9 protein-coding genes are annotated in these 12,100 nt (G+C 42.5%); 5 read left to right on the top strand and 4 right to left on the bottom strand.

The genetic code is table 11. From position 1 onward, the window contains the following. Positions 1 to 310: 310 nt before the first annotated feature. Positions 311 to 1,624 carry a metal-dependent hydrolase family protein gene (locus AAEY97_RS00170; RefSeq protein ID WP_101085937.1) on the bottom strand — a complete coding sequence of 438 codons (1,314 nt, stop codon included), beginning with the start codon at positions 1,622 to 1,624 and terminating at the stop codon, positions 311 to 313. Between the two features lie 131 nt (positions 1,625 to 1,755). On the opposite strand from AAEY97_RS00170, the gene AAEY97_RS00165 reads away from it, so the two are divergent. The 4 genes from AAEY97_RS00165 (at position 1,756) to AAEY97_RS00150 (ending at position 8,286) form a co-directional block, all read left to right on the top strand. Beyond that, a complete protein-coding gene (locus AAEY97_RS00165) occupies positions 1,756 to 2,721 on the top strand; it encodes a 2-dehydropantoate 2-reductase (RefSeq protein WP_192115662.1) in 966 nt (321 codons plus the stop codon). 204 nt (positions 2,722 to 2,925) lie between these two features. After that, complete coding sequence (locus tag AAEY97_RS00160; protein WP_350995656.1) at positions 2,926 to 6,219, top strand: nSTAND1 domain-containing NTPase; 3,294 nt, start codon at positions 2,926 to 2,928, stop codon at positions 6,217 to 6,219. Between the two features lie 22 nt (positions 6,220 to 6,241). Further along, positions 6,242 to 6,619 (top strand): DP-EP family protein, encoded by a 378-nt coding sequence (locus AAEY97_RS00155; RefSeq protein WP_350995653.1) that lies wholly within the window; start codon positions 6,242 to 6,244, stop codon positions 6,617 to 6,619. A gap of 533 nt (positions 6,620 to 7,152) precedes the next feature. Further along, positions 7,153 to 8,286, top strand: coding sequence for a sensor domain-containing diguanylate cyclase (locus AAEY97_RS00150; RefSeq protein ID WP_350995650.1), 1,134 nt, complete (start codon positions 7,153 to 7,155; stop codon positions 8,284 to 8,286). Between the two features lie 37 nt (positions 8,287 to 8,323). Here the strand turns inward: AAEY97_RS00150 and AAEY97_RS00145 are convergent, their stop codons facing one another. Both AAEY97_RS00145 and AAEY97_RS00140 read right to left on the bottom strand, forming a co-directional pair. Continuing rightward, positions 8,324 to 9,481: an alkane 1-monooxygenase gene (locus AAEY97_RS00145; RefSeq protein ID WP_350979710.1), complete on the bottom strand. Its 1,158-nt coding sequence runs from the start codon at positions 9,479 to 9,481 to the stop codon at positions 8,324 to 8,326. Between the two features lie 10 nt (positions 9,482 to 9,491). Beyond that, positions 9,492 to 9,821: a 2Fe-2S iron-sulfur cluster-binding protein gene (locus AAEY97_RS00140; RefSeq protein WP_157822775.1), complete on the bottom strand. Its 330-nt coding sequence runs from the start codon at positions 9,819 to 9,821 to the stop codon at positions 9,492 to 9,494. A gap of 141 nt (positions 9,822 to 9,962) precedes the next feature. Here AAEY97_RS00140 and AAEY97_RS00135 point away from each other — a divergent pair, with 141 nt between their 5' ends. Further along, on the top strand, positions 9,963 to 10,967 hold the full coding sequence (locus AAEY97_RS00135) for an AraC family transcriptional regulator (RefSeq protein WP_192115651.1): 1,005 nt from the start codon (positions 9,963 to 9,965) through the stop codon (positions 10,965 to 10,967). A gap of 171 nt (positions 10,968 to 11,138) precedes the next feature. On the opposite strand, the gene AAEY97_RS00130 is transcribed toward AAEY97_RS00135, so the two are convergent. Next, positions 11,139 to 12,020 carry a bile acid:sodium symporter family protein gene (locus tag AAEY97_RS00130; protein ID WP_350995646.1) on the bottom strand — a complete coding sequence of 294 codons (882 nt, stop codon included), beginning with the start codon at positions 12,018 to 12,020 and terminating at the stop codon, positions 11,139 to 11,141. Between the last annotated feature and the right edge of the window lie 80 nt (positions 12,021 to 12,100).

The following is a 12,100-nucleotide window of genomic DNA, read 5'->3' as shown; positions in this document are numbered from 1 at the left end:
TTATTACTTACGGTTAACCATACCGTATAGTAAACAGGGTCAAGTATAAAAAGATCTATTGTGACAATCAAATAATGAATGCCTGGATTCAACGCCGAAATGCGTTGCATATTATTGAAATATCGCAATATAGATTCTGATTATCGTGTTGAAATCGACAATATTGGGGCTCAAGTCAAGTTAACCTTAGCTTCCGCTAATAAACGGTGATTAAACTGTCTACTGTTTTGCTAACTAACCTCAACTCAAAACAAAACAAGCGTTAAGGTTAGTTATTGTCGATACTATTGACCTACAATAATAAATAACATTAACGCTTATAAATAACTCCGCTCTTCATCACAAATGACACATCTAATAACGCTTCAATTTGCTCAAGAGGACTTTTATGCGTTGCGATGATGTCGGCATATTTGCCAACCTCCAAAGTGCCAAGTTTATCTGACATATCAATCAGTTTTGCCGAATTAATCGTCGCACTGATTATAATATCCTCATTACTCATACCCGCTTTGCTCATCAATACAGCTTCTTTAGCATTATCACCATGATGTGACACCCCACTGTCGGTGCCATAAGCAATATTAACCCCAGCTTTATAAGCCGCACTAAAGTTTTGCATCATGTCGCCACCAACACGTATTGCCTTGGCTTTTATGGCAGGAGACATAAAGTCAGCCCCTGCGGTATTGGCCATTTTCACTACCGTGTCGCCCGCCAACAATGTTGGCACTAAAAACGCGCCACTTTTTTTCATTAATTTAATACTTTCTTTATCGGCGTAACTGCCATGTTCAATACTGTCGACACCGGCGCGCAACGCTGCATTAATACCTTGAGCAGCATGGGCATGGCTGGCCACTTTACGACCTAAGGCATGCGCAGTATCAATCACCTCTTTAAGCTCATCATCATCCATTTGCTGGCCAGTACCCGTATTAGTGTCCGATAACACTCCTCCGGTAGAGGTGATTTTAATCACATCAGCGCCAAACTTTATCGCCCGACGAGTCGCGCGGCGGCAATCATAAGGTCCGTCACAAATGGTTTTAGAGGTAAACTTATCAAGTAAATCAGGACTCATACCGTCAACATCACCATGGCCTCCGGTAACCGACACGCCACCAGATGCAATAATTCTCGGGCCATCAATCCAGCCTTTATTAATGCCGTCGCGTAAGGCATAAATCTGTTCCGGTTTCGCGCCTAAGTCTCGCACCGTAGTAAAGCCTGCTAATAAGGTCTTTTTAGCAAAATAAGCACTGCGCATTGCCACGTCAGCATCCGACATTCGCAAAGCTTCGCTATCATTATTCGGCCCTAACTCGCCTTGTAAATGAACATGCATATCCATCATGCCAGGCATAACAAAGCTATTTTTTAAATCAATCATCTCAACATTGTCATGCTCGTCCACCACCGGTGCAGACTGATAACCTGAAGTGATAGAAGTGATTACCCCATCTTTTATCACCACAGTTTGCTGAGTTAAAGGTGACTCGCCTGGCGTAGTTAATAATGTGCCAGCATAAATAACGTTAATATCGGCAGCCTCAACCACCGTCGATGCCATCGTTAATCCGAACACCGCTAAGGCGATGGTGGTAATAGTATTATTATTCATAGACGCTCACTGTTGATAACGAGAAAGAGGTTAAGTTTCTACACTGCCAAAAATGCTGTTATGTTACAAGAGAGTAAAATATTGTATTAGAAAAATCGTTTCGTCATTAACAAACAGTGAATGAATAAAAAATGAATATTGCAATTTTTGGCGCGGGTTCAACAGGCTGTTATTTAGCGGGTCAGTTATGTATTTCGGGGTTACAAGTCAGCTTAATTTGTCGCCCAGCAATTAAGCAAAAAATCATTGCCAATAACGGCATTACCTTGACCGATTATAACGGCTTAAAACAAACGATTATGCCGCAAGCGTTGATCACCGATATCGACCAAGAATCATCAATCAATGGCAAATTTGATGTAGTATTTGTCACCTTAAAATGTCATCAAGTTAGCAGTATTGCCAATCAATTAATGGCGATTACTCACGACAACAGCAGCATTATATTTATGCAAAATGGCTTAGGCAGTTTTGACAGCATTAAAGACTCGCTCGATCATTACCGCTTACTCCAAGGGATCACGCCATTTAATGTGCTGCAACTGCCCAATGGCGTATTTCATAAAGGCACAGAGGGTGTGTTTACCTTACAAGAAAACCCTCATACCATCGCAATTCAATCCGCACTGGTTAACCACGGATTTGGTTGCGACATTGAAGCAGACTTTACCCCAATGATTTACGGTAAATTATTATTAAATCTCAATAATGCATTAAATGCGGTCACCGATTTACCGATTAAACAGCAATTAAGTGACTACAAAAATCGCCGAGTTTTAGCCAAAGCAATGAAAGAATGGCTAGCAGTATGCGAAGCGGCAAACATTACATTGCATCAATACACCAAGGTTAAACCCTCCTGGTTACCCACCATTTTATCGTTGCCAAATGGGTTGTTTAATCTGGTCGCTAAACAGATGCTCGACATCGATCCCAAAGCACGATCATCAATGTGGGAAGACATTCAAGCGAAACGAAAAACAGAAGTCGATTACATCAATGGCGCGGTGGTCAGCATTGGGAAAAAATACGGTATAAAAACACCGGAGAATCAAGCGATAGTAGAACAAATAAAGCAGCTAGAACAACGACATTAACCAAATGCCGTACGCGATATCGTTGTCGAGAAAAAAGTAAATCTATTGTAAAATATTGCAAAAAAATACAATTGACGTAGTCGCACGATACAATCAAACAAGCAGAAGTAGTACGCCTAAAGATGACTCTCAATAAGAGTCATCGTGACGTAATCTTTATTGCTTATAACTTAACGCGATTAACCAATCGGAAATTAATTACAGATGAACGACAGCACTTTCTTTTTTGGCGATTGGCAAATTAATCCACACAGCAATAGCATTCAGTCTGGCGATGTTATTCGCAGTCTTGAACCCAAAGCCATGGATGTGTTGCGTTTACTGTGCCAACACCAAGGGGAAGTGCTAGCAGCAGACGATATTATTAACCACTGCTGGAACAGCATCGCCATTGGCGATAATCCGCTGCATAAAGTCATTACCCAGCTGCGTAAAGCATTAGGCGATCAAGCATCTAATCCGCAGTACATAGAAACCATCCGCAAACGCGGTTATCGCACCATCGCCAGTGTTGAATTCCCTATTGGTCATCATGCCAAAGTCACTACCCAACAATGGCAAGGCGCCTCGCCGTTTCCAGGTTTACGCGCATTTGACACCAACGACTCCAATGTATTTTTTGGCCGAAGTGAGCAAGTTGACACTTTATTAAATCGCATCACAAAACAAGTTGAATTTGGCCGTGCCTTTTGCTTAATCCTCGGCCCCAGCGGTACAGGTAAATCATCGTTAATTAATGCCGGCATCATGCCTAATTTAATGTCCAAAAATGGCTTTAACGGGGTTGGCGTAATCGATAATGCTAACTTAGATTTAGCCGATGTCACTAAAGGACGCTTAATTATCGATATCGCCAGTGCGATGCTCGACTGGGAAATCAAAGACCAAGCGGTGTTTACCGACTGTAGTGCCGATATGCTGGCAAACAAACTGCAAAACGACATCAACGCCGTTATTGAATATTGTCAGCTAGCTTTAGCCAAATACTCATCAATCGATGATGACCATGCCCCAAAATACAGTCGGCCCCATTTTTCATTGTTTATCGACCGTTTAGAAATCTTATTAGCGTCGCCATTATTTACCGAATCCGAACGCAACAATGTATTAGATATCCTCGAAACCCTTGCGGTTTCAGGGGTAGTATTAATGATTAGTGCTTGCCGCAATGACTTTTACCCTCAGGTCGTTAGCCACCCAAGCCTAATGGCAGGCAAAGCTAATGGCTCACATTTCGATTTATCGGCGCCAACCCGATCAGAGCTGATGCAAATGATCCGCTTGCCGGCCAATGCAGCTAACCTCACATGGACACTCGATCCCGATACGGCAATGCCGTTGGACGAAATACTTTGCAGTGAAGCCGCCTCAAACCCCGATGCTCTGCCCATGTTGCAATACACCTTGCAATCGCTGTATTTGCACAAAGATGACAACAACCAATTATTGGTGTCGGTATACCATTCGCTTGGGGGGATTGAAGGCGCCATCGGTAAAAATGCCGAAGAAGTGCTCAACCAATTAAACAACAGCGAACGCGCCGCACTGCCTAAAATACTGTCGATGTTAGTCACCCTAACCGAAGATGAAAAATCGATCACCAGCAGCACCGCCCGCTGGAGCGATCTCAGTAGTGATGCCGAAATAAACCTCGTCAAAGCCATGGTCGATAACCGTTTGTTTGTTTCCCATCTGCAACAAGATCAAGCCTGCTTTAGTATTGCCCACGAAGCACTATTAAGGCGCTGGCCCCGCGCGACCCAATGGATAACCGAGCACAAGGACAGTTTAGCGATTAAAAGCCGTTTACAGCATCAATCTAAGCGCTGGCTAGCGGAGTCAAAGAGTAACGCTTATTTACTGGCAGAAGGCAAACCATTAGCAGAAGCAAGCACATTGCTCAATAACCAACTGTTTAACCTAGAGCCTCAAGAGCTGGCACTCATTCAAGCCTCTAGCAAACAAGCCAACATCGGCCGCTGGCGCCGCCGTGCAGTCATGCTAGCCCTTGTGGCACTGACATTGATTTCTGTCGCCATGAGTGTTCGCAGTATTGAGGCCGAAAACCAAGCACAACAAAAACGCCTAGCGGCAGAAAACTTACTCGGTTTTATGGTCGGTGAATTCGCCGACAAAATGCGCGGCATTGGCCGCATGGACTTGCTCGATGGGATCAGTAACAAAGCATTGGAATATTTCAGTGACTTTTCGGCCGACGATGCCAGTTATTTAAGCTTTGAAGCCCAGTTTCAACACAGCCAAACCTTAGAGGCCATGGGCGAAGTAGCCTATTCTCGCGGCAATACCGACGAAGCCCACAGCGCCTTAATCGCCGCCCGTGAGCGCATGTTGCCGTTACTCGAAATACAACCGCAACACCTCAACTTACTTAAAACCTTAGGTGCTAATGCTTTTTGGCTCGGCCAACTTGAATACGATAAAAGTGATTGGGCTGCAACACAGCCTTGGTTTGAACAATATTTAACATACAGCCAAGCCATGTATCAATATGCGCCAGAGGATAACGATGCGTTAATGGAGTTGTCGTACGCGCAAAATTCTCTTGGATCGATACACATGAAGCAGCAAAACTTTGCTGCTGCACGAGAGGCATTTGAGCAATCATTGCTGTTAAAACTAAAAATATGGTTTAAAGATCAGACCAATAGCCAGCTAATCGCTGATATAGCTAATGCACGTTCGTGGCTTGCCAGTGCCGTTACTGCGCAAGGTGACATTACCGCGGCGATAAAAATACACCAACAAATTCAACAGCAGCTGTCCAATCAAGCATTAGAAAAACAGCCCTATTTACTTGATCGCTTGTCAAGTAGCTATATGTTGCTTGCTCATTTACTAAATTACCAAGGGCATCATCAACAAGCTATTGAAAAAGCTCAACAGGGTTTAGTTGCAATTACCAACGCCCTTAAACAAGATCCTGAAAATGATATTTGGAAAATACAACAGTATTACGCTTACTTTGCTCTGCTGACGTTTAGCTCAGAGCCTATTAAACAAACAATGAAACAGAGTCTTGAATCATTAACGATTATGCTTGCTGAAGATGTGACTTTACAAACCTCAAGCAAAAAAAATGAGTTACTGGCAACTTACCAACTGGCAGCAGCAAATTATTTAGCCACACAAAAATTATCACCAGAAAGCCTAATATACGCACGACAGGCAACAACATCTTTTAACCAGCTTGTCACTGAATTCCCCCAAAGCTCGGCTTATACTGCTGGTTTAGCCCAAAGTAAAATGTTAATGGCTTCATTACTGGCCTCAGTAGGGTCGTCACAGCAAGTTAAAGTACTGTGTGAGCAATCAAAAGCACTACTCATCTCTATTGTAAATAAAAATAGTTCCCCCCAGTTTACAATTCCTTATGCTCAAGCCCTCGACTGCCTCGGTGAGGTTGAGCAACAGCCTGATTTAATCAAGCAATTGCAACAATCGGCCATAATCGATTATAGATTTATCTCTAATCCCTAAATCAACAAAAATGGAAAATAAAATGTCAAATACTCAATGCCCAAGCACATTTTTCAATCTCACTGTCACCCTCGAAAACGGTGAGCCCTTTTTTAGTTATACTAGCCAAGATGGCACCCCAAAAAGCGGTAATGTGATTGTGACCCAGTACAGCACAATCTCTTACCAACTGATTGACAATACAGGTAAAGGACTTAAATTTGTCGGTGCAGCTTTCACCACACCTTTTGACGGCATTATCGATGTCACAACCATTAGCAGCGATGGCACATTGATTCAATTAACCGATTTAGATGAAGTACCGGGCAATACCAGCTTTCAATTTGTACTGTCTAACAACGCCAATACCTTAATGCTACTCAGCCCAGATCCTGAAGTTATCAATCGTCCAAATAATTAAACAAACAACAAACTGAAAAAGCTCAGGCTTGCCCTGAGCTTTTTATCTTGTTCAACATAACTAGAACAACCAATAATTAAACATTGATAAAACGACTTGTATTATCCATTAACATAACCCGAGGTTGAAGTTATCTTTTACCCGTTAACCGAACTCAAAAACCAATCATTTCTCAACAGACCGATGAGTAAACGCCTGTAAAATAACGGTCTCGCCACCTCCCAATAACGGCTCAACATCTGTCAACGATGCAACCAAATACAGCTGCACAACAAGCTATTTAAGCTAAGAACACTATCGGTTTTAGTGAGACAAATCCTAAAACCCAGCAACAAAATCAGCTTGCCTCCAAGGTACATGCAATAGAGCCAACTCAATAACAACAAATCCATACAATAAACGTAAACTTTAAATAGAATAAAATCAATAGGTTAAAACCAGAAGGTTACCGAAAGGTAAATAAGCCTTATTCCTAATAGAGTGTTTGTCATCAACAAGGGGTTACCAACACCAAACGCTTGAGGAAATGCACCATGTTTACCAATGATAAATTAACTGAACTCAATGACACGATTTCTCGTGTGACTAAATTAACAGACTCATTGTCTAAATATCCTAACGCGGTAAAAATACCACTGCGTGTTGAAGCTGAAACCCTAGCCGACTCGTCATCGACAGCGGTGATGTTTGATGCCAATTTTGATGCCACTTCAGCAAACCAGAATGGCAAAATGGCTGTAGTAGATAACTTACAAATTCGCACCTTACTCAATGTGATTAACGCGATTTCAGAAGCGATATTTGTGATTAACTCCGCTGGCGTTATTGAGATGATTAATCCGTTAGGCGCTAAATTATTCGGTGCCCCAGCCGAAATGTTAATTGGTCAAACCTGGACCGATTATCTACAAAGTCCTTTTAAAGATGAGTATCAATCTTTATTTGACCTGTGGAACAACGCCAGCGATCAAAGCAACAAAGTAACTCAGTTTAATCATGGGCCTAAAGAAATTATCATTAACCGCGCCGACAGCACGTTGCTCGAAGCCGATTTATCATTGTCATGTTTACCGTCAATACAAATAGGCTCGGAGCCATTATTTATTGGCATTATGCATAACCTGACTTCGCATAAAGCCGAATACAATAAACTGCGCCACTTAGCGCATACTGACAAATTAACCGGTCTTGCCAATCGACATGCTTTTGATGATGCCCTGCAAACCAACTGGAACGACAGCATTAATCACGACCAACCGCTGTGTTTAATCATCATCGATGTCGATTATTTTAAAATGTTTAATGACCAGTATGGTCATGTTAACGGTGATAAATGTTTGCAAAAAATTGCCCAAGTACTGGCAGAGGTGCTCCCGTCTAACAATGCGATGGCTGCCCGTTATGGTGGTGAAGAGTTTGTGGTCATTTTGCCCAACAGTAATCCGTTAACTGCAGAATACATTGCCAAAAATATTCAACGTCGTATTAACCAGTTAAGCTTTACCGATATAGGGTTACCTGCACAAACCAAAATCAGTGTCAGCCAGGGCATTGCCTGTGAACGCAGTGGTCAATACCGCACGCCAACCGCACTGGTTTGCGCCGCAGACACAGCACTTTACCGCGCCAAATCAACAGGCCGTAACCGCATTAATATGAGTAGCTAATATCTATTAGCGTCTAAACAATCAAACAATCAAAGGGTTAACAACACGCTTGATAAGTTGCAATGCCACTTTGTTGATTTGCCTGCTGGGCCATATTATATTCAGCTGGCGTGGCAAAATGTGCATCCCAATGTTGTAATTTGGGCAGCATAAGTCGATGCCATAAAGGCGGAATGAGGGTCAATACAAAGGTACTAAGGTAACCGCCAATCATTTGCGGTGCATCGGGATAAGGCGATAACTGATGGTAAGGTAACTGCCCTTGAGCGTGATGATGTGAATGTCGGGTTAAGTTAAACATTGCCCACGAGCTTACCCGCTTATTGGTATTCCAAGAATGATGAGGTTTTACTGGCGAGTTAAGTTCGCGAACCAAACCATAATGCTCCATGTAATTGACTATCTCTAAAGTCGCTTTAGCCCATAACGCCATTAATACAAAAAAGCTTAACCCCTGCCAACCAGCAAGCCAAAATACCCACACCATAATAGCGACACTCATAGCGTAACCTCGTAACGCTTTATTGTGCCAACTCCACACAGCTAACTGTTTACGCACCAGCCTTTGTTGCTCAATATGCCACGCACTAATATTGCCCTTAATGGTCGAAATAATAATATGTGCATAAACACCACGACCACGCGGAGCGGTAGCAGGATCGTTCAAGGTACTAACGTATTTATGGTGGCCATATACATGTTCAATGGCAAAGTTAGCATCAAAGCTAAATGCCAATAACCAGCGTCCAATCAATAATGACACCGGCTGCCAAGTACGATGGGTTAGCTCATGGCCTGTAATCGTCGCCATTACGCCAACCACTAAGCCCAAATAAATCACCATCACCCCATATTGAATCATGCTGGTGTTTTGCCTTGCTAACAGGGCGTCATACCCCGTAAAACGAGTGACCCATGCGCCATATTGGCCAATATCTTGGCTGGCAAATTGCCAGCAACACACAAACACTAATATCACAGTCAATGGCAGTGCCAACCACAATTGCCACGTAAGCAAAGCCGGATAGCGATATTGTGGCGTCGCGGTATCATCACCAAACACGATGTCACCACCCAAATACACCGCAACCCAAATAGCAAAGCCAATGCTGATATAGGTTCCACCCAAAGTGATGCTGATAATAGCGATCACCGCCATAAGATGAAACGACATAAATTTAAGGTATTTAAACATGGCCACGTCCTTATGCTTGCGGTTCGTCAGCTAAAGGACGCTGGCGTAAATTAACGTGAATGTTCACATCAGTTTTAGGCAGACTCTGACAGGCCAAAATCATTCCTTGAGCGATGGCTTCAGCTGATAAAACATATGCGCTGTCGGTTAATTGTTTCACTTCGCCCGCAACCAACTTGCATCGACAAGCACCGCAACTGCCTACTCGGCAATGATGCGGAAAGGCAATGTTGGCGGCCAACGCGGCGGTTAAAATAGAGTGTTTAACGCTAGTTTGCGCTATCACTATTTCATCATTAATGGTTAGGCTAACCGGTTTGGCAGTAAACATAGACAACATACACATTCCTTGGTGATTAAAGGTTTACTGTACGCCAACCAGAAATATAACAAAGAGGGAAGAATGGACATTAAGGGGTCATTAATAGACAAGCACAGCAAAATCCGTTACAACTAACTCAAAGCCATTAATAAGATTGCTATGCAGCTGCTTCCTGTATTTTACTTAAACCAAGTGTATCAACAGCTGCGCCTGTGGGAATGCAATGTCGATATATGGCTAGCCCATAACGGCCTTATGCTTGAACAACTACAAGACCCTAACTTTCAAGTGACTTTTGATGATTATCAACGACTGATAACCTCTGCAATTCATCTATCGGCACGGCCAGACTTGGGCTTACATGTCGGCAGCCGAATAGGCATTAACACCCATGGCATGATGGGATTTGCCATCCTTAATAGCAGTACCCTTAAACAAGCTGTTGATACATTGAAGCAATTTATCAATACACGCACACCATTGGTTAATGTTAATACCCATGAAACCGCCAGCAGTATGGTTATCACACTGCAAGCGATACAACCATTGGGCGTGATTCAACAACCGTTTATGGATGCTTTGCTCGTCACCATTGCCAATTTGTTACAACAAACCACCCCGTTGTCACCTGCAATAAGCCAGGTTAATTTGGGGTTCGCAGCACCAGCCTATTGGCAGCAATACTCCGCATTACTCAAAGTACCAGTGCATTTTAATCAAGCCAGCACCCAGCTAATATTAACTCAAGCATCATTAACTCAACGCTTGGATATGGCCGATCCCAGCTCGTTTGTTCAAGCCAAACAATGGTGTATTAACGAACTTAAAAAACTTAATTTACAGCAAAGCCTTAGCGATAAGTTGTATCAGTATTTACTACAAAGTCCGATGCCACTACCAAGCTTAAGCGATACAGCCACGCATTTTAATATGACCCCACGGACTCTTCATCGCCATTTAACCCAACAACAAACAAGCTATAGAAACATTGTCGCGTCGGTGAATCACCATATTGCGAAGCAATACTTATCACAATCTAATGGCAGTATTAAGCAATTGGCATATCAATTAGGTTATGTTGATGTGGCTAACTTTCGACGGGCATTTAAACGCTGGCAAGGCACCACACCCAGTGAATACCGCCAGCAAAAAAGAGTAAAATAACATTCGATTTAGGAACGCGAGTGCGTAAGCACTAAGTAACTAACTAAGTAACTAACTAAGTAACTAACTAAACACTATGTAACTAAAGACTAAGTGATTAACTAAGCCCTAAGTAAGTAACTAAGCTATTAACTAACCGACAAAATCCGTTAATTAATAGCACTAATGTAATTAGCTAGATTGAACTGTATGTTTTTGGTTTCTAGCATAACGGGCATACGCGATTAACAAGCCAGCCCCTAAATACATCGTTAAACTATACACTCCAGCTACCACAGCATAACTGGGCATATGCAGTAAACTGATGCAAATAAGCATTGCCATAGTGGAGTTTTGTAAACCTATTTCAATGGCCAACGTTAGACTATCTTTATGGCTTAATTTGAATAGTTTGGCAGTAATTACGCCCACCATCATGGCAAGCAAATTTAACAACATGCACGCAATAAACACCTCGTTAAAAGCATCGCTGATAATGTCACTTTCTTGAATCACCACCCCAGTAATCATCAACAATAAAAACACTAACGCAAAGCGCCTAAAATACACCTCAACCTTCACAGCCCAATCGCGATAATAACGCCGCACAATCATGCCAAACATAATCGGTAGCAAGGTAATCAACAATAAACCTAATGAAATACCACTTAATGACACTTCAATATCATGGCTATCACTAAAATAGCTAACCGCAAATTGGATGATAAACGGCGCGGTAAAAACACATACAATGCTACTCAGTGCAGTCAAACTCACCGACAAAGCCAAATTAGCCTTAGCAAGATGACTTACAACATTTGAGGTAGTCCCACCGGGGCAGGCAGCCAAAATCATTAACCCTATCGACATCGCTGGCGATAAGTCCATCAACAAACAAAGCGTAAAAGCCAACAAAGGCAACACGATAATTTGGCCAATAAAGCCGCCAATAATCGGCATTGGAGTTTGCCATAAACGTAAAAAATCAAATTGAGTTAAACTTAAGCCCATGCCAAACATAATGAAGGCGAGCGACAATGGCAGCAGTATTTCGGTAATAATCGAACCTGTCATAGGGAATTGCATCCTTGCTCGCTAAGCAGACTTAGCGAGTATCATAAGCATCAGTACAGAATACGTTCTTGCGAAATATA

Origin of the sequence: Shewanella sp. TB7-MNA-CIBAN-0143 (assembly GCF_040310065.1) — a bacterium.
In the GTDB taxonomy this organism is placed as follows: Bacteria; Pseudomonadota; Gammaproteobacteria; order Enterobacterales; family Shewanellaceae; genus Shewanella.
Note: the sequence above shows the minus strand (reverse complement) of the source record. Positions and strands in the feature narration are given on the sequence as shown.

Coding starts and splice junctions, on each gene's coding strand:
- AAEY97_RS00170 (WP_101085937.1), bottom strand. CDS start 1,624: ATGAATAATAATACTATTACCACCATCGCCTTAGCGGTGTTCGGATTA.
- AAEY97_RS00165 (WP_192115662.1), top strand. CDS start 1,756: ATGAATATTGCAATTTTTGGCGCGGGTTCAACAGGCTGTTATTTAGCG.
- AAEY97_RS00160 (WP_350995656.1), top strand. CDS start 2,926: ATGAACGACAGCACTTTCTTTTTTGGCGATTGGCAAATTAATCCACAC.
- AAEY97_RS00155 (WP_350995653.1), top strand. CDS start 6,242: ATGTCAAATACTCAATGCCCAAGCACATTTTTCAATCTCACTGTCACC.
- AAEY97_RS00150 (WP_350995650.1), top strand. CDS start 7,153: ATGTTTACCAATGATAAATTAACTGAACTCAATGACACGATTTCTCGT.
- AAEY97_RS00145 (WP_350979710.1), bottom strand. CDS start 9,481: ATGTTTAAATACCTTAAATTTATGTCGTTTCATCTTATGGCGGTGATC.
- AAEY97_RS00140 (WP_157822775.1), bottom strand. CDS start 9,821: ATGTTGTCTATGTTTACTGCCAAACCGGTTAGCCTAACCATTAATGAT.
- AAEY97_RS00135 (WP_192115651.1), top strand. CDS start 9,963: ATGCAGCTGCTTCCTGTATTTTACTTAAACCAAGTGTATCAACAGCTG.
- AAEY97_RS00130 (WP_350995646.1), bottom strand. CDS start 12,020: ATGACAGGTTCGATTATTACCGAAATACTGCTGCCATTGTCGCTCGCC.